This window comes from Bacteroidota bacterium (assembly GCA_025059945.1).
In the GTDB taxonomy this organism is placed as follows: domain Bacteria; phylum Bacteroidota; class Rhodothermia; order JANXDC01; family JANXDC01; genus JANXDC01.
Map to the genome: position 1 here is coordinate 13972 of JANXDC010000001.1, position 18068 is coordinate 32039.

General features: G+C 63.7%; 18 protein-coding genes. 10 read left to right on the forward strand and 8 right to left on the reverse strand.

What is annotated here, in order from left to right:
* The first annotated feature begins 39 nt into the window (after positions 1–39).
* From NZ993_00070 to NZ993_00080, 3 genes are read left to right on the forward strand one after another with little or no spacing between them, the layout of a single operon-like run.
* Positions 40–966 carry a cobalamin-binding protein gene (locus NZ993_00070; protein ID MCS7154194.1) on the forward strand — a complete coding sequence of 309 codons (927 nt, stop codon included), beginning with the start codon at positions 40–42 and terminating at the stop codon, positions 964–966.
* A 16-nt stretch (positions 967–982) separates the two neighbouring features.
* Positions 983–1789, forward strand: coding sequence for a dienelactone hydrolase family protein (locus NZ993_00075; protein MCS7154195.1), 807 nt, complete (start codon positions 983–985; stop codon positions 1787–1789).
* A 22-nt stretch (positions 1790–1811) separates the two neighbouring features.
* Positions 1812–3056 (forward strand): beta-lactamase family protein, encoded by a 1245-nt coding sequence (locus tag NZ993_00080; protein ID MCS7154196.1) that lies wholly within the window; start codon positions 1812–1814, stop codon positions 3054–3056.
* 19 nt (positions 3057–3075) lie between these two features.
* Here NZ993_00080 and NZ993_00085 read toward each other — a convergent pair whose 3' ends face one another.
* From NZ993_00085 to NZ993_00105, 5 genes are read right to left on the reverse strand one after another with little or no spacing between them, the layout of a single operon-like run.
* Entirely contained in the window at positions 3076–3744 is a 669-nt protein-coding gene (locus NZ993_00085; GenBank protein MCS7154197.1) for an ABC transporter ATP-binding protein, read from the reverse strand.
* 48 nt (positions 3745–3792) lie between these two features.
* Complete coding sequence (wecB, locus tag NZ993_00090) at positions 3793–4926, reverse strand: UDP-N-acetylglucosamine 2-epimerase (non-hydrolyzing) (GenBank protein MCS7154198.1); 1134 nt, start codon at positions 4924–4926, stop codon at positions 3793–3795.
* A complete protein-coding gene (locus NZ993_00095; GenBank protein MCS7154199.1) occupies positions 4923–5855 on the reverse strand; it encodes a polysaccharide deacetylase family protein in 933 nt (310 codons plus the stop codon). Before NZ993_00095 ends, wecB begins: the two co-directional genes overlap by 4 nt.
* Positions 5833–7179: an FAD-dependent oxidoreductase gene (locus NZ993_00100; GenBank protein ID MCS7154200.1), complete on the reverse strand. Its 1347-nt coding sequence runs from the start codon at positions 7177–7179 to the stop codon at positions 5833–5835. The genes NZ993_00095 and NZ993_00100 overlap by 23 nt, the downstream gene beginning before the upstream one ends.
* Positions 7170–7961, reverse strand: coding sequence for a glycosyltransferase family 2 protein (locus NZ993_00105; GenBank protein MCS7154201.1), 792 nt, complete (start codon positions 7959–7961; stop codon positions 7170–7172). Before NZ993_00105 ends, NZ993_00100 begins: the two co-directional genes overlap by 10 nt.
* 206 nt (positions 7962–8167) lie before the next feature.
* On the opposite strand from NZ993_00105, the gene gatB reads away from it, so the two are divergent.
* From gatB to NZ993_00130, 5 genes are read left to right on the forward strand one after another with little or no spacing between them, the layout of a single operon-like run.
* A complete protein-coding gene (gene gatB, locus NZ993_00110) occupies positions 8168–9640 on the forward strand; it encodes an Asp-tRNA(Asn)/Glu-tRNA(Gln) amidotransferase subunit GatB (protein MCS7154202.1) in 1473 nt (490 codons plus the stop codon).
* Positions 9637–11001, forward strand: coding sequence for a hypothetical protein (locus NZ993_00115; GenBank protein MCS7154203.1), 1365 nt, complete (start codon positions 9637–9639; stop codon positions 10999–11001). Before gatB ends, NZ993_00115 begins: the two co-directional genes overlap by 4 nt.
* Before the next feature lie 10 nt (positions 11002–11011).
* Positions 11012–12334, forward strand: coding sequence for a TlpA family protein disulfide reductase (locus tag NZ993_00120; GenBank protein ID MCS7154204.1), 1323 nt, complete (start codon positions 11012–11014; stop codon positions 12332–12334).
* On the forward strand, positions 12334–13113 hold the full coding sequence (gene tpiA, locus NZ993_00125; GenBank protein MCS7154205.1) for a triose-phosphate isomerase: 780 nt from the start codon (positions 12334–12336) through the stop codon (positions 13111–13113). The genes NZ993_00120 and tpiA overlap by 1 nt, the downstream gene beginning before the upstream one ends.
* A gap of 7 nt (positions 13114–13120) precedes the next feature.
* Positions 13121–13339 (forward strand): Trm112 family protein, encoded by a 219-nt coding sequence (locus NZ993_00130; protein MCS7154206.1) that lies wholly within the window; start codon positions 13121–13123, stop codon positions 13337–13339.
* A gap of 3 nt (positions 13340–13342) precedes the next feature.
* Here the strand turns inward: NZ993_00130 and NZ993_00135 are convergent, their stop codons facing one another.
* A complete protein-coding gene (locus NZ993_00135) occupies positions 13343–14881 on the reverse strand; it encodes a YifB family Mg chelatase-like AAA ATPase (protein MCS7154207.1) in 1539 nt (512 codons plus the stop codon).
* 108 nt (positions 14882–14989) lie between these two features.
* Positions 14990–15637 (reverse strand): TetR family transcriptional regulator, encoded by a 648-nt coding sequence (locus NZ993_00140; protein ID MCS7154208.1) that lies wholly within the window; start codon positions 15635–15637, stop codon positions 14990–14992.
* A gap of 162 nt (positions 15638–15799) precedes the next feature.
* On the opposite strand from NZ993_00140, the gene greA reads away from it, so the two are divergent.
* Positions 15800–16270: a transcription elongation factor GreA gene (gene greA / locus NZ993_00145; protein MCS7154209.1), complete on the forward strand. Its 471-nt coding sequence runs from the start codon at positions 15800–15802 to the stop codon at positions 16268–16270.
* A gap of 3 nt (positions 16271–16273) precedes the next feature.
* On the forward strand, positions 16274–16951 hold the full coding sequence (gene mtgA / locus NZ993_00150) for a monofunctional biosynthetic peptidoglycan transglycosylase (GenBank protein ID MCS7154210.1): 678 nt from the start codon (positions 16274–16276) through the stop codon (positions 16949–16951).
* Between the two features lie 2 nt (positions 16952–16953).
* On the opposite strand, the gene NZ993_00155 is transcribed toward mtgA, so the two are convergent.
* A complete protein-coding gene (locus tag NZ993_00155; protein MCS7154211.1) occupies positions 16954–18048 on the reverse strand; it encodes an LptF/LptG family permease in 1095 nt (364 codons plus the stop codon).
* Positions 18049–18068 lie beyond the last annotated feature (20 nt).

Sequence of the window (18068 nt, forward strand, 5' to 3'; positions counted from 1 at the left end):
GCCACGGGTGCGTATTTTTCCTTACGCGGAGGAAAAGCCATGCGCGCGGTTTCGCTACTGCCCAGCGCCACGGAGATCGTCTGCGCCCTGGGCCTAGGAGATCATCTAGTGGGGCGCAGCCACGAATGCGATCATCCCCCTTGGGTGCGCGCGCTTCCCGCCCTGACCTACAGCACCATCGCCGCCCCGGGCGAGCTCATCAGCCCGGCGGAGATCGACCGGCGCGTCTCGGAGGCCTTGCAAGAGGGTCGCAGCCTATATGGGCTGGATCGAGAGCGGCTCCTGGAGTTGAGACCCGATCTGATCATCACGCAGGCCCTCTGCGACGTCTGCGCCGTTTCCCTGCCCACCTTGGAGCGCGAGCTGCAGCTTCTGGCGGCCGAGCACGCTATCCGGCTTGTTTCGCTGCAGCCAGCGGATCTGGAAGGGGTCTTGGCCTCTATCCTGGAGCTAGGCGAGGCCCTGGGGGCCCTGGAGCGAGCTCAGAGCGTGGTGGCGAGTTTAAGAGCCCGCCTGCGCGTACTCAACAGAGCCCTTAAGGGCCTCACGCACCGCCCTCGCGTGGTGGCGCTCGAGTGGCTGGATCCCCCCTTCGCGCCCGGTCACTGGGTGCCCGAGCAGATCGCCCAAGCCGGCGGGCTTTGCCTGTTAGGGCAAGCCCGCCAGCCTTCGTACCGGACCTCCTGGGAGGCGATCGCGCAAGCCCAACCGGAGGTCCTCCTGCTGATGCCCTGTGGCTACGGACTGGACCAGGTCCTAGAGGAGGCCGAGGCCCTTCGGCCTCAGCTGGTCGCCTGGGGGCTAGATGCCGTGCCCGTATGGGCTCTAGAGGCCAACGCCTACTTTAGCCGTCCGGGCCCTCGGGTGGTAGACGGGGTGGAGCTTTTGGCCCAAGTGCTGCATCCCGAGCTCTTCGGAGAACCGGATCCGAGCGAAGCTCGGCGTGTGGAATACGTGTGGGCATAAATCGAAGAGGCCAGATATGCGGCGACCTTTGCTGCTTGGGACGCTGCTCTGCGGCCTGCTTTCGGCCGCTTACGGTCAGGATCCCGTTCGGGGGCGTTTGCTAGAAAGCCCGCGGCATCATGAGTGGCTTGCGGTCACATACGGCGATCGCACGGTGTACGCCTACGTGGCCTATCCGGAGCGCCCCGATCGGGCGCCCGTTGTGCTGGTGATCCACGAAAACCGGGGGCTTACGGACTGGGTGCGCTCCGTGACCGATCGGCTCGCCGAGGCGGGTTACCTGGCCGTGGCCCCGGATCTGCTCTCGGGCATGGCCCCAGGCGGAGGGCGGACCGCGGATTTTCCTCATGAGGATGCCGCTCGGGAGGCGATCTATCGCCTCCCCGGTGCGCAGGTGATGGCCGATCTGCGCGCCGTAGCCGAGCGCGCCCGTCGGCTTCCGGCCGCCGACGGGCGCCTGGCCGTCGCCGGTTTCTGCTGGGGCGGCTCGCAGGCTTTCGCCTTCGCCACCGCGTACCCAGATCTGCGCGCGGCCTTCATCTTCTACGGAACGGCACCGGAGGATTCGGCCGCTCTGAGCCGGATCCGCTGCCCCGTCTATGGCTTCTACGGCGGAGCCGATGCGCGGGTCAACGCCACGGTGCCCCGCACGGCCCGTGTGCTCAGCCAAGCCGGCGTACCGTTTGAGCCCGTCACCTACGAAGGGGCCGGACACGCCTTCATGCGCACCGGCGAGCTTCCCGGGGCCACCGAGGCCAACCGCAGGGCCTGCGAGGCCGCCTGGACGCGCTGGAAAGCGTTGCTTAGGCAGGTCTTCGAGTGATCGCCGAAAGGAGGCGCTGCCCATGAAACGGACCTGTTTGGTGCTGGGATTGCTGTGCTCGGCCGGACCCTTCGTCTGGGCGCAGCAGCCGTATTTTCCGGATCCTTGGCCGGCCCCGTGGGCCAAGCGCCCCCCAGAGTTGCTAGGGTTCGATCCGCGTAAGCTACAAGAGGCTATCGCCTTCGCCCGCGCGCAGGAATCGCGTGCTCCGCGCGATCTGGAGCTAGCCCACTACCAAAGCTTCGGCCGAGAGCCCTTTGGAAACCCCGTAGGACCCTTCGCCCCCCGAGGAGAGCAGACCGGAATCATCATTCGGGGCGGATATGTGGTGGCCGAGTGGGGGGAACCGGATCGCGTGGAGATGGCCTTCAGCGTAACCAAGAGCTTTCTGTCCACGGTGGTAGGGCTGGCTCTGGAGCGAGGGCTTATCCGGGATCTGCGGGATCCCGTCTGGCCATATGTGGGCCCCATCTGGCTTTGGGAACCCCATGCGCGCTGGGCGACGGAGCCGTTGGGTCGGATGCGATTGCTCGATCTATTCGGCACCCCCCACAACCGCAAGATCACCTGGGATCATTTGCTGCGGCAGACCAGCGATTGGGAGGGGGAGCTATGGGGCAAGCCCGATTGGGCCGATCGACCTGATCCGAACCCCGATAACTGGATCGGTCGTCCCCGGCACGAGCCGGGCAGCGTCTACGAATACAACGACGTGCGGGTAAACGTGCTCGCCCTGGCCGCCCTGCAGGTGTGGCGGCGTCCCCTGCCAGAGGTGCTCCGGGAGCTGATCATGGATCCGATCGGCGCCTCCTCCACTTGGCGCTGGTATGGCTACCAGAACTCCTGGGTTGTGCTCGATGGCCGTCTCGTGCAGTCCGTCTCCGGCGGTGGCCACTGGGGAGGGGGGATGTTTATCTCCGCTTGGGACATGGCCCGCTTCGGGTACTTGCTTTTACGCAACGGCCGTTGGCGCGATCGGCAGCTGCTTTCTCCCCGCTGGATCGCCTTAGCCCGCACGCCCACGCCGGTTCAGCCCACCTACGGGTTCATGAATTGGTTTCTGAACACAGACCGCCGTCTCTATCCCAGCGCCCCGGAGACGGCCTTCGCGCACTTGGGTAACGGCGCGAACGTGATCTACATCGACCCTGAACACGATCTGGTCGTGGTACTGCGCTGGATTCAAAGCGACCAGGTGGATGCGTTCCTTAAGCGTCTATTGGAGGCCCTTCGCGCTTCGGCGCCCGAGACGGGGCGTACGCGGTAAAGATCTGAGTCCGGCCTCATTATCGTTTGGAGTGAAGACGCGTCCGGTAGGCCTGCAAATCCAGCCGATGCGTACACCAGGAGGCCTCTTCGGCCGTGTTGGTAGCCAGGATCACGATTCGGCCCCGCAAGGCCTCCTCTTCCAGTAGCGCGCGCACCTTGCGTACACCCGATGCGTCCAAGTTCGTGGTGGGCTCATCCAGCAGCAGTACCCACGGCTCCGCCACAAGCGCCGCCGCCAGCCGGGCTCGTTGTTTCATACCGGAGGAGAAGAAACGCAACGGTTCATGCCAACGCGCCGCGGGCAACTCGACACGTCGCAAGGCCGCTTCTAGTTGCTCTCGGCAGGGCCGCACGCCCCGCAGCGCAAGCACCCAGTACAGGTTCTCAAAGGCGGAGAATTCCTCGTACAAATTCGCATACGGCGCCACTAGCCCCACCCAGGACGAGATGGCCGGCCCCGTAACAGAACGCTCCGCATGCACGTAGCGCACCCGTCCTCTTGTGGGTTCCAGCAGGCCTCCGAGGATCTTCAGCAGCGTGGATTTGCCAACGCCATTGGGGCCTAGAACACCCCAAATCTGGCCCGATTCGCAGCTGATTGTCACGCCGTCGAAGATAGGCCGCAGCCCAAAGCTGTGCCCCACCTCGTGGGCCAGCAGCCGGTGTTCCATAGCGCAGGCAAACATAGCGCTTGCCGGCTTCCGGGCGCAACGACCCGGCCCAGGCGCCCGCGCTCAGGCTGAAAGCGCCACGCTGCTGCGCTCAGAGTGCAGTTCAAGGCCGTACAGGTAAGCCGCCAACGCGCGCACGATGCGCTCCGAGGCCCTTCCGTCCCCGTATGCCAAACAGCGGCGGGACATGGCGCGATGCTGGGCGGGATCGGTGAGCAGCCTTTCGGTCCAGGCGATGATCTTGCGTGGGCTTGTCCCCACAAGCTGCGCCACACCGGCCTGCACGCCCTCGGGCCGCTCGGTCGCGTGGCGCAGCACCAGGATGGGTTTGCCCAGATAGGCGGCCTCTTCCTGTAGCCCTCCGGAGTCCGTCAACACCACGTGGGCTTGATCGAGCAGGCGCACCATCTCAACATAAGAGACGGCCGGGCGAAGGTCGACGTTGGGCAGTCTCTCCAGCCAAGGACGGAGCGCCTGCTGCACGATGGGGTTGGGATGCAGGGGCACAACAAAGCGCACATGCGCATGCCTTCTGGCCAGCCAGCGCAGGGCGCGTCCGATGCGACGCAATCCGTCGCCCCAGTTTTCGCGCCGGTGCGCGGTTACAAGTACCAGCGGTTCTTCGGGACGCTCTACCGGACCCAGGTGCCGACGCACCCAACGGAGCGCGTCGATGGCCGTGTTGCCCGTTAACCAGATTCGGTTTTCCGGCACCCCCTCCCGGATGAGGTTCAGAACCGCCTGTTGCGTAGGAGCAAAGTGCAACGTGCTGACCTCGGCCAGCAGCCGACGGTTGACCTCCTCGGGAAAGGGCTCCCACCGGTTGTAAGTGCGCAGCCCCGCCTCTATATGCGCCACAGGGATACCCTCATAGAAGGCGGCCAGGCCGGCCAGGGCCGCCGTGGTCGTATCCCCCTGCACAAGGAGCATGTCGGGCTCAAGTCGCCGAAACAGCCGGGCTAGCCTATGCATCATCTCGCCGCCGAATGCGGCCAAGCCCGCATCGCGCCGCCTGGGCTTTAGCTCGTATGTGATCCGGATCCCAAACAGGGGAAGCAGCGGAGCCACCAGGTCCTGATGTTGGCCGCTAAAGCAGACGATGGGCTCAAGCTGCGGATGTCGCGCCAGGGCCTGGATTACGGGGCCGAGCTTGATGACCTCCGGTCGGGTTCCCAAGATGACCAACACGCGCTTCACGTGACGACCTCCCTCTGTAGCTGCTCCCGCATCCGGATGAGCTGAAGCAGGGGAAGCTCCCCAAGCGGTATGAGCCGGTAAGCTCCGAGCTCGTGCTCCAGCACCCTACGGGCCTCCCGGAGTTTGTAGCCGAGCGGCAGGCGCATGCCGGGATGAACGAGCAACCGCTTGTCTATGGGATCTACGTCGGCGCCCAGGAAGTCGACGGCGTGCAAGACGTACGTCACGTAACCAACCCGATCCAGGCTGCGCCGCATCCACGACCATATGCTTCGGGGCAACACCCAGCGCAAGGTGTGGTAGAAGGGGATCCGAAGCGGGGTCAATACCGTGATGGGGAGTTCAAGAAAGCTTCCCCGCTCGGTGTGCACCAGATACGGGGCGCGCCTGCCGAAGACTTGTTCCCAAAGCGGATGCCACCCCTCAAAGGCGCGCTCCCGCTCCCGGCCCCGGCGGCGGATTTCCAGACGCGCGGCCACAAGCAGGGGCGAAGGATAGGCCGTGGCGTCATACCAGTAGCCGGCCTCCGCGATGCACGCCAGTATGCTGTCGGTCAAATACCAGGATGGGCTTCGAAAACCCACCACCGATCGGCCGGTGAGCTGCTCCAGTACGGAGCGGGCGTAAACGATCTCGTCATATAGGTGCGCCTCGCCTAGGCGATGTATGCCCGCCGGATGCGTCAGAGAATGGCAGGCCACTTCGTGGCCCTCGGCCACGATCTGACGAATTAGGTCCGGATAGCGAAGCGCCTCCTCTACCACCACGAAGAACGTAGCCCGAGCCCCAAGCGCCCGAAACAGCTTCAGCATGCGGGGCAGAGCCTGCTCGTATACCAGGCCGTCGTCTCCGGGGACTCGATAACCGTAGCCTTGCAGATGGGTGGCTATGCTGTCTACGTCAACACTAAGCCCGGCGCACGGCTTCATGTTCTTCCCTCATCGTTTGTGGGGCCTTTAGAGCTAGATCTTGCACCATCCAGCGGGCCACTTCTTCCACCTGAGCCACCATGGCGTTCCAGGACGGGGGGTTGGGGTAGACTTGAGCCGGGGTGGCCAGATACAGCAGACCAGGCAGAAGCACGCCAGAGGGTTTTGTTTCGGCGTAACCCAGTGTGTAGTTGGGTTCCACGAAGGAGGTGCGGAAAAGCCGCATTTCCTCAAGATCCGCTTCCCGCAGATCAGGAAAGAGCGCCCTTAGATCCGCCCAGTAGCGTTCGCGCAGTTGCTCGTCTCCCAAGTGGAACCATTCATCGGAGGCAGGAAGGTAGTTCATGAGGTAGACCAGGTGACGACCGCCTAGCTCTTCGGGTCGGCGCACGTGGGTGGATTGCACGATGCCTTGAAAGCGCACGCCAGAACGCACCACGGGCATCCAGTAGTGGGGGATCAGGGAGCGCTTAAGGATTAAGACCGCGTTCACCACGCCCATGTGGGGGATTTCGGGCAGCTTGAGCAGGTTGGCCAACCTGGGCGAATTCTGTATGATCCGTCGGGCCACCGGATATGGCACAGCCAAGAGCGCCGCATCAAAGCGGTGCGTTTCCGTAGGGGTGTCCACGGAGAGGCTCCCATCCGGATGCACCCACAGCCGTTGCACGGGCTGGTTGAACCGGATCTTAGCTCCTATTCGGTGAAGGTGCACAAGCAGGTGCCGCGTGATGACCTCGTAGCTCCCTCGGATGTAGCCTTTGACCTCCCGGCCAGAGGCCTTCTCGCGCCGAAAGCGGTGCACGTACCAGGCAGCCGGCACTTGCGGGGCGTACTCGGCCCCAAACTTGGCCTCAAGAAGCGGACGATACAGCAAAGCCGTCGCGCGCTTTCCGAAGAGGCGCTCCAACCAGCTCAGCGCCGGCACCGTCTCCAGGGCCTGCGTGCAAGTCCCAAGGCGCATGTACAGAGCGCCCAGGCCAACGCGGATCCGATCGATAACTCGGAGCGGGCCAAACCGAAGCAGGTCCCGGGGCGTGTTCAGCGGATACATGCGGCGCTCGACCATAAAGCCCATTGAGACCTCCGACCAGTACACCCGATCGGCTAGTCCGAGTTCTTCGAGCAATCCCAAGAGCGCCGCATCGCTGGGGATCATGCAGTGGTAGAAACGCTCTACGGGCACACCCCGGAAGGTGAAGTGGGCGCCCAGCCCGCCCGCGGCCGGGGCGCGTTCGAAGACCGTAACTTCATGTCCGTGCTGCAGCAGACGGTATGCGCCCGTAAGCCCGGAGATGCCGGCTCCGATTACAGCTACCCGCATAGTGCCATCCTCTCAATTTCAGTCCAGAACAGGGGAAACCCGCCGATTGTCCGCCCCGCCCAGTTCAGGGGCCAACGGGCGCTCTGCCAAAGCAGGCGGCCGTATTCTCGGATCGCGCGCAGCAGCCGCATCTTGCTCGAACCCGGCTTGCGGTCGTAACGCAGTTCCAGAGGCACCTCCACTACGCGCGGCTCTAAGGGACGCAGCTTGAGCAATAGCTCCGTGGCGCAGGCAAACCCCGCCGATTCCATGAGCCGATCGCCCCACAGCCGGTAGGCCCCGTGGATCAGCCGAGCCCGATAGGCGCGAAATCCGCACGTGTAGTCCCGAACGCCCGGTATAGGGGCGAAGACGGAGAAAAGCCACCGGGCGGCATAGCTTAAGGCCCGTCGACACCAGGGCACGCCGGTGCTGCGGGAGCCGGAGCGGTACCGGGAGGCGATGACGAGCTCCGCCCCCTCTTGCAGGGCCTTGCGCATGGTCTTGAGCGCAGCCGGATCGTGCGTGTCGTCGGCGTCCATGGTCAGGATCACGTCCTCCGGCTCGGTGACGCGGGCCAGGTACCCGAAGCCGGTCCGCAACGCTTCCCCTAGCCCTCGGTTCTCCGGATGCTCCAACACCACCACGCCTGCAAAGGAGCGGGCCACCTCGCCGGTGCGGTCCGTGGAGCCGTCGTTGACCACGACGATCCGAAGATCGGGATCCGCCTCCAGCAAACGGGGGATGAGCCGCCTGAGCGCGGCCTCCTCGTTGTAAGCGGGTAGCAGCACGAACGTCGCCATCGTCAAAACACCTCGGGTTGGATTCGGGGGATTTGGCCGACAAACCCGGTGCCAATGCGCCGGTGGCCTCAAAAACGCGGCTGCAAAGGCCGTGACCTGGGCTTGGTTCTCAGATTGAAACTCGCTTCTGAGACGCTTCAGGAGGCGGTTTGCTAGCCCGGAGGCGACGGTGCTATTTTACAGGGTCACACGACCAGCGTTCTGCCATGTATCCGCATCCGGATTACGAGGCGATCATCGGCCTAGAGGTGCATGCGCAGCTGCTGACCGAAAGCAAGCTCTTCTGCGCCTGTTCAACCGCATTTGGGGAGGCGCCCAACGCGAACGTCTGCCCGATCTGCTTGGGGCATCCGGGTGTGCTGCCGGTGCTCAATGAGCGTGCTGTCGAATTCGCCCTGCGTATGGGGCTTGCCACCCATTGTCGGATCGCCGCCCGCTCCTGGTTTGCCCGAAAAAACTACTTCTACCCCGATCTTCCGAAGGGCTATCAGATCTCCCAGTACGAGACCCCGCTGTGCTCAGACGGCTACGTGGAGATCGAGTGGGAAAACGGACAGCGCAAGCGGGTCGGCATCCTTCGTATCCATTTGGAGGAGGACGCGGGCAAGAGCCTGCACGATCAGGATCCGTATCATACACTTGTGGACCTAAACCGTTGCGGGGTGCCGCTTATCGAGATCGTAAGCGCGCCGGATCTGCGCTCCCCTCAGGAGGCCGTCGCCTACCTGGTTGCGCTTCGCCAGCTGGTGCGCTACCTCGGCATCTGTGACGGCAACATGGAGGAGGGCAGCTTGCGCTGCGACGCCAACGTTTCGGTCCGCCGTCGGGGCTCAGAGCGGCTCGGCACCAAGACCGAGATCAAAAACATGAACTCGTTTCGCTTCGTCGAGCGGGCCTTAGCCTACGAGATTGAGCGGCAAATTGGGCTCTTGGAGCGCGGCCTGCCCGTGGTGCAGCAGACGCTTCTGTGGGATCCGGTTCGGATGGAAACCCGCCCCATGCGGACCAAGGAGCAGGCCCACGATTACCGGTATTTTCCCGAGCCCGATCTGGTGCCGATTTGCGTAACGGAGGCGCTCTTAGAGCGCGTCCGCCAGGCGCTGCCCGAGATGCCAGAGGCCCGCCGGCAGCGCTTCATCGAGCAGTACGGACTGCCGGAATACGACGCCCGGATCCTAACCGAGACCCGCGAGTTGGCCGATTACTACGAGGCCGTTGTAGCCCACACGCAGCACTACAAGGCCGCCAGCAACTGGGTTATGACCCAGGTGCTGCGCGTGCTCAATGAGCGCTCCATCTCCGTTCGGGACTTTCCCGTTCCGCCCGCCCACTTGGCCGCCTTGATCCGGCTGCGGGATCAGGATCTTATTTCCAGCTCCGCTGCCCAACGCATCTTCGAAGTGATGTGCGACGATCCCCGAGATCCAGAAACCCTAGCCCGCGAGCTGAATCTGTTGCAGGTCTCCGACGATGCGGCCATTGAACCCCTAGTGGAGGCGGTCTTGGCCGAGCATCCGGCCGAGGTGGAAGCTTACCTGCGGGGTAAGGTGGGGTTGTTGGGCTTTTTCGTCGGACAGGTCATGCGGGCCAGTCAGGGCAAGGCCAATCCCCAACGCACCCGGGAGCTTGTGCTCCAGAAGCTTCGGTTGCGCGCGGAGGCCAACGGGGCGAACGCATGAGGGTCGGTCCTGCGCTGGGCGTGTTGCTGTGTTACACCCCGTTACTGTGGGCGCAGCCCGAAGGCGGCTCCTTCTGGGTGCCTTTCCGGGGGCAGATCACGATCGATACAACCGTAGATCAGACGCGCAACTACTGGGGCATCCAATTGTGGGTCGTGCGGCCGGATTCGGCTCGCTGGGATACCTTGGCCTATGCGGTTACGGACTCAGCGGGTCGTTTCAGCGTGCTCATCCGGGCCCCCCAGAAGGGGCGCTATCCACTCTGGATTGGCCGATACAACCGGGTGCTCGTACAAGACGGCCTTGTGCTCGCCCCCGGGGACACGATTGAGCTGCGGGCTGTACTGCCCCAATATCAGAGCACGCGCCGCCTGCGATCGCGCGAAAACACGGCTTGGGTGGCTCTGGAAAACACGCGCCTGCAATACAACCAGCTTGTACTCGAGGCCCTGCGGGATAGCGCCGAAAAATCGGAGGCCCGCCTGCAGGGGACCGTGGAGTTGTACGCTGGCATCCTCTGGAGCATCCGCCAGCAATATCCGGGCACCATGGCTGCCCTAGCGGCCACGGCCGAGGCGCTTCGCATCCTGGCGGGATGGAACGACCACAGGTTGCGCCAATGGGCCGAGACGATCCCCCCCGAGGCTCCCGAATACGCATTTGCCTTGGAGGCCGCCTGGGGGGCGGAACTGCGCTTGCGCGGTCTAGAAGCGGCGCGTCGCTACCTGGAGGAACGTCTGGACCGCGTATCGGCCATCCGGGATCAGGCCAATTTGCACCTGCTGCTTGTGCGCGCCCTGGCCGATAGCCATCGCGTTGAGGAGGCACGCCGGCTTGTGCGTGCTTTCTACAATCGCTATCCCCAAGAGGAGGCCGCGCTCGAATGGCTTAAGCAGCTGGAATACGAGCTAGATCACCTGCAGCCAGGCCAGGCCGCCCCGCCCGTAGAAGGGGTTGACCGCGAGGGCCGCCCTGTGCGTTGGGATGAGCTCAGAGGCCGATATATAGTGCTGGAGTTCTGGCATACCCAAGCGCTGGGGTATCTGAACGACCTGCCCTGGATTGATTCCCTGCTCCAACGTTATCCGGAGCGGCTGCGTTGGATCAGCGTGGGCCTGGACGCGGATTCGCTGGACTATGCGGCCGTCTTCGAGGGCCGCGCTCTGCGCTGGTCTCATCTCTATGAGGGGCAAGACGGCCGGGGTCCGTTAGCGCGGGCCTACAACGTGCGCGCCCCGATCACCCGATTTCTGATCGATCCCCAAGGACGCCTGCTGGCCCGCTTTGAGGGGGCGGGTCTGGAGGCGCTGCGCCGCCGTCTGGAGGCGCTGCTGGGTGGCGCTGTTCGTGCACCAAAATAGGAAAAGCGCAGTGCGCAGCTACTGGTTGCTTTTGCCGATCCTGATTGCGGCCTGCGGGCGGCCTCGTATCTCTCCCGTGATCGAAGGCCGTTTTGTGGGCGCCCTGCCCGGACAAGCCTTCGATGTGACGCTGGTGCGCTTTGACCCGGATCGCCAAGACCTGGATACCCTGGCCCAGACACGCACGGACACCACCCAGCACCATTTCCGAATGGCGCTTAGAGGGCTCGCGCCAGACCGCTACGTGTTGCTGTTCTCTTACGGGCCGGCCTTGGTGGCCAACACCTGGGTGATCTTGAAGCGCGACGAAACGGTGCGGCTCGAAATCCGTGTGCCCGAGTTTACGGTGCGCGCCGTAGGCTCCCCCGAAAATGAGGCCTGGCAACAGCTCATGGGGCTGGTCGCGCTCGCCCAGCAAAGCCTATCCCAGAAGACCCAGACCGATACGACCGGCGGGATGGAGCTCAAACAAGAAGCCCTCGCGCAGCGCCGGGCTTTCCTCTCCTTCGCCCAGGAGCACGCGCGCCTGGAAGCCGCTCGGGATGCGCGCTTGTACGCCGTCATGGTGCTATACCCGGCTCTGCCGGATTCCTTCCTGGAGGTGGCCCGGCGAGAGCTCGACCCGAACCACCCCAGCTACGGGGCCGCGCTCGAAAACGTACGCCTGGTGCTAACGGAGCGAAAACCCCCTCGGGAGGCGCTCGCCTACTGGAAGTCCCTGCGCGAGCGCGTGGCCAAAGCGCGCTACACCGCCTCCAAGGCCGCCGTGGAATACCATCTGGCCTCTCTTTACGCCGGAGCGGGGCAGCTGGACTCGGCCAGAGGCGTGCTGCGCGGGCTTGTGGAGCGTTATCCCCAGACGCGTTGGGCTAAAACAGCTCAGGACATCCTCTATGAACTGGATTTTCTGACCGAGGGCGCTCAGGCGCCGGATTTTACGGCCACCGATATCGAGGGCCGATCCGTGTCGCTGCGCCAATTTCGCGGTAAGGTGGTGCTCCTGGACTTTTGGGCCACCTGGTGTCAGCCCTGTTTGGAGGAGCTTCCTAACGTCAAAGCCCTTTGGCGCCGGTATCGGGACAGGGGGTTTGTGATCATCGGCGTATCTCTGGACGAGGACGTGCGGGCTTGGAAGCGCTTCGTACGAGAGCAGCAGCTGGACTGGGTTCATATCGGCGATGGCTCTGGCTGGCGGCATGCGCTTGTGCAGCAGTACCGCGTACAGGCGATCCCCGCTACGTTCTTGCTTGATCGGCAAGGCAAGATCATCGCGCGCAACCTGCGCGGGCCGGACCTGGAACGCGCCGTAGCCCAAGCTCTGGAGGGATCCTGATGCGCACGCCTCTTGTGGCGGCAAACTGGAAGATGCACACCGTGCGCGAGGAGGCCCTCCGACTGGGCGCCGCCATCGTAGAGGGTCTGCGCGCGATCCCCAGCATAGTGGAGGTGGTGCTCTGTCCTCCGTTTGTGTTTCTGGAAGCGCTTCGCCCCGTCTTGGCGGGCTCCGCCGTGCAACTGGGGGCGCAGAACGTGCACCCAGAACCCCAAGGCGCCTTTACGGGTGAGGTCTCCGCGCCCATGCTGCGCAGCGTGGGCTGCGCATATGTCATCGTGGGCCACTCGGAGCGGCGGCGCTACTTTAGGGAAACCGATTCGGAGATCGGCCGTAAGGTGCGCGCTGCTTTGCAGGCGGATCTGAGGCCCATTTTGTGCGTGGGCGAGGAGCTTGCGGAGCGTCGCTCGGGTCGGGCGCAGGCGGTCGTAGAGGGCCAACTAGAAGGCGCGCTCGCGGCTCTATCCGATGAGGCCCTCGATAGGCTTGTGATCGCTTATGAGCCCGTCTGGGCTATCGGCACCGGGCAAAACGCCACCCCAGAGGAGGCCCAAGAAATGCACGCCCATATACGAGCCTGGGCGCGTGCCCGATGGGGGGATGTGGCGGCAAGCGGCCTGCGCATCCTGTATGGGGGCAGCCTGAGGCCCGAAAACGCTCTTGAACTGTTTCGGCAGCCGGATATCGACGGGGGGCTTGTGGGGGGGGCGAGCCTAGAAGCCGCCGCCTTTCTGCGCATCGTGCAGGCGGCCGTTACCGCCTCCGTTTCGGTCCATTAGAGGGGCTATGCTGCCCGCCGAGCTGCTCGAGCTTTTGCGCTGTCCGGCCTGTGCGCGCCACACGGGAGGAAGACTATATTACCACCGCAATGCGTGGCTGATCTGCTGGGATTGTGCGCGCAAATACCCGGTGCGCGACGGGATCGCCATAATGCTCCTGGAGGAGGGTGAGCGCTGGCGTGCGCTGCTTCCTGAAGAGCTTCCCGTGCCGCCCCCTGAGTCCTAGAGCCTATCGAAAGTATCGGTCCCGATCTAGGCTGCGGTATTGGATGGCCTCGGCCAGGTGGACGGGCTGGATTCTTTCGTCTCCGTCCAAATCGGCGATCGTGCGGGCCACCTTGAGGATGCGATCATACGCTCGCGCCGAGAGCCCGAGCCGGGCGATGGCTTGTTTCATGAGCGCCTCGCCCTCGGCTGTAAGCGGGCAGAAGCGGCGTACCAAACGCGTGTCCATGTGCGCGTTGGCGTACACCCCCGCCGTGTCCCGAAAGCGCTCCAGTTGCCGGAGCCGCGCCGCCATGACGCGCTCTCGGATGGCCGCCGAGGACTCTCCATCGATCCGCGAGGCCAAATCGCTATAAGGCACCGGGCTCACCTCGATGTGAATGTCCAGTCGGTCCAGGAGCGGACCCGAAAGTTTGGCCAAGTAGCGTTGAACCTGGCTTGGGGTGCAGGTGCAGTCTTTATATGGATTGCCCAGATGCCCGCATGGACAGGGGTTCATCGCCGCCACGAGCATGAAGTTTGCCGGATACGTAACGGCGGTTCGAGCTCGGCTTAAGGTGATCCTGCGCTCCTCTAAGGGCTGGCGGAGCAGCTCGAGCACGGAGCGGGGGAACTCCGGCAGCTCGTCTAGGAACAACACCCCGTTGTGCGCCAACGATATCTCCCCTGGCATGGGCGTAGAGCCTCCGCCGACAAGCCCGGCGTCCGAGATCGTATGGTGCGGGGCCCGAAAAGGCCGCACGCCGATCAGCGCTGTTCCGGCGGGCAGCTTGCCCGCAATCGAATGAATCTTGGTGGTCTCAAGGGCTTCCTCTAGCGTAAGCGGGGGTAAAATCGTGGGCAGACGTTGGGCCAATAGGGTTTTTCCCGAGCCCGGGGGGCCGACCATGAGCACGTTATGCCCCCCAGCGGCGGCGATCTCCAGCGCTCGCTTGACGGCGTGCTGCCCCCGCACGTCGGCGAAGTCGGGCCCTTCGTGCTGCGCCTCTTGAAAAAGCCTCTGTACGTCCACGTGCACAGGTTCCAGCAAGCGCTCTCCGCGTAGATGGGCCAGCACCTGCTGAAGGTGCCGGGCGGCCAGGACCGATACGCCCTCAACCACGGCCGCCTCGGCCGCGTTTTGGGCTGGAACGATGAGCCGTTGCCCAGACCCTTGACGCGCCAGAACAGCTACCGGCAGCACCCCCCGAACGGGCCGCAGCTCGCCATCCAGAGAAAGCTCCCCCAGGAGCACGTGATCCGCTAAGACCTCCGGCGGCACAAGCCCGTCAGCCGCCAGAATGCCCACGGCAACCGGCAGATCAAAAGCCGAGCCCTCCTTGCGCAGATCCGCAGGGGCCAGGTTGATGACCACATGCCGCCTGGGAAAGCCAAAGCCGCTGTTTTTGATCGCCGCCCGCACCCGTTCTCGGCTTTCCTTTACTGCATTATCCGGAAGCCCCACGACAGTCATGCCGGGTTGCCCGGCCGCAAGGTGCACCTCTACCTGCACGGGCACGGCTTCAATGCCGTATACGGCCCCGCTGCGCACTCTGGCGTACATGCTCTTGATCCTCCCTTTCAGGGGAAAAGGACCGGGGCGGGTGCCGCGGCGTTACGACCCTCCCTACCGTGACGTACCCCAGGCTCAGACCTTGATCAGAGGGGATTGCTAGCAGCCATATGGACTACCCCGAGCTCCCGGAGGATGCAGCATGGCCTTAAGCGTATCCCAGAGGTGTCGGTGCAAGCGCGCTCGAAAAGCCTCGGGATACGGCTCAAGGGAACCCGGCTCCCATCCAAACAGAGCCGAGGCCATGGGTCTGTTGACCAGGGGCATGAGCAAGGCGCCCATGACGGTAAGCCAGACGAGGTCCGGGTCTACGGGATGAAATCGTCCCCTGTGAACGCCTTCGCTCAGGATCGCATACAGAGGCTCTCGCAGGGGTTCAATAAGCTGAACCAACGCTTCGGTCAATTCGGGGCGTTGGCGTAAGGCGAGCTCCCGAAACACGAGCCGGACCAGCAGATGATGATCGTAGAAGGCCCGCATGTAAGCCTCCAGCACGACCCGGAGCCGATCCCAGAGATCCATGGGCTCCGCTCTGCTGGCGGCCCATAAGGTGGCGCGCAACGCCGTGGAGCGCTGAGCCAGCAGAGCGGCTAGTAGGTTCACCTTGGATCCGAAATAGTAGTGCACCAAAGCGGGGTTAACGCCAGCCCGCTCGCCGATCGCCCGCACGGAGGTGGCATCAAAGCCGTATTCGCCAAAAAGCTCTTCGGCCGCTTTAAGCAACCGCTCCCGCGTCGCGCTGCTCATGGCCTTATATTAAGCATCTGTTCGCTTGACAGGCTAAATCAGCTCTTGTTTGGCCATCCCCTCCCGGTGTAATTTTGTCCACGTACAGCTAGCACCAGCCCTGCCGAGGGCAGGCTGGTGCGCTTTTATTTGTCCACTTCAATGGAGAAACACGCAAAGGCCATGAGCAAGCCGGTATATTTGACTCGTGAAGGCTACGAAAAACTGAAACAAGAGCTGCAGGAGCTGCGCACCAAAGGGCGTCAGGAGATCGCGCAGCGCATTGCGGAGGCGCGCTCCTATGGGGATCTGAGCGAGAACTCTGAGTACGACGCGGCCAAGGAGGCCCAGAGCCACCTGGAGATGCGCATCGCCAAGCTGGAGGAAACGCTGGCCAACGCGCGCATCATCGAGGAGGCGGATCTACCCAGAGATCGGGTCTACATCCTGAGCCGCGTGCGCATCCGCAACCGGCAAAACGGGCAGGAGCTTGAGGTTACGTTGGTTTCGCCCGAGGAGGCGGATTTCAAAGCCAATAAACTATCTGTGACCTCTCCCATCGGCAAGGAGCTGCTGGGCAAACGCGTGGGCGAAGTGGCCGTTGTGCGAGCTCCGGCGGGCACGATCGAGTACGAGATCCTACACATCGAATAACATATGACCCCGGTATGGGGGCGTCTGTGGCGCCGCGCGTTAGGTTTGCTCGCGCTCGGAACGCCCTTGATTGTGCTATCTGGCATGGCCTCTCTTACGGTCTTGGAGCCGGCCGAGACCGCCCTTATGGCGCAGCGCCGCTGCGAGGCCCGGCTGAAGGGCCGAACGGACTACCGGATCCGGTATACGTTTCTGCCGCTTTCGGCCATGTCCCGGCACCTGCCCCGGGCCGCCATAGCCGGTGAAGACGGCCGTTTCTACGCACATTGGGGCATCGACTGGGAGGCGCTGCGGGAGGCCTATGAGCGCAACGTGCGCCGGGGTCGGATCGTGCGGGGGGGCAGCACGATCACGCAGCAGCTGGTCAAAAACCTCTATCTGTGGCCGGATCGCAGCTACGTGCGCAAGGCGTTGGAGCTCCTTTTGGCTCCGACCCTGGAGGTGTTCCTTTCTAAGAACCGGATCCTGGAGCTATATCTGAACATCGTCGAGATGGGCGATGGGCTATTTGGGGTCGAGCAAGGGGCGCGCCGCTACTACGGTATCTCGGCTGCCCGTGTGAGCCGTGAACAAGCCGCCCGCCTGATCGCCATTTTGCCCGCCCCGCATCGGCGCAACCCACATCGGATGCATCAGCTCTCGGCGCTCATCCTACACCGCATGGCCCAACGAGGCTGGTAGGCCTACCGATAGCGCCACAGGAGCCCCAGCCCGAGCAGCGCGAAGCAGAAGTGGGGCGCCCAGACCACAAGCAGCGGATGTAGCTCCCCCTCGTATCCGAACGGCTCAAAAAGCTTAATCAGGCCCATGTAGGCGAAACTCAGCAGCAGTCCGGCCGTTAAGGCCAGGGCCATGCCGCCTCGTCTGCGCACGGAGGCCAGGGGAAAGCCCAGCAGGATCACGACAAAGTTTGCGATCGGATAGGCGAATTTAGCGTAGTAGTCCACGCGCGGCCGATCGATGTGGCTAGCTCCGGTGCGCTCCAGAAGCTCCAGATATGAGCGGGCCTCGGAAATCGTCATCTGTTCCACGTCGCGTTCGTCGCGCGCCAGATCCCGTGGGGAGAGCGCCAGCGTGGTATCCCAGCTGCGGCGTTCGTGGAGTACGACGCCCTCCGGGAGGAAGCGCTGCTCGTAGACCTCTTCAAAACGCCAGCGCCGCAGCGAGTCGACCCAGTGCATGCGGGCGGCGTCGATGCGGCGCACCAGAGCGCCAAACGGCCGATCGAACTCCTGCAGCACGACGCTATAGCCGATCCGCTCCTGCCGGTCGAAATACCCGATGCCCAGAAAACTCGTGGGGCCGTTCTGACGAAAGACGTTGCTGGCCTCTATCAGGCGGCCTTCGCGCATGAAGTAACGGTTCTCGAAGGCGATGCGGGTACGATTGGCCCGGGGCACGACCCATCCGTTGAAGAACTCCATGAAGAGCACAACGCTCAGGCCCAAGACCGCATACGGCCGCAGCATGCGGCCCGGGCTCACCCCCGCGGCGCGAAAGGCGATCAGCTCGGAGCGCTGAGCCAGGCGGCTGCTCACAAAGAGCGTGGCTACGAAGACCGCAGCAGGGCTGACAAGCTTGATCATCTCCGGGAGATAGGCGGCGTAGTACTGACCCAAAACGACCCGCCACGGGATGGCCCGATCGTAGAAATCATCCATGTGCTCGACAAAGTCCAAAAGCACAAAGACCGCCACGAAAGCCCCCATCAAGAACCAGTACACAGCCAGGAGCTGACGGCCCAGGTATCGATCCAGCAGTTTTAGCCGGCTCTTCATATCTGGCGAACGGGAAGATA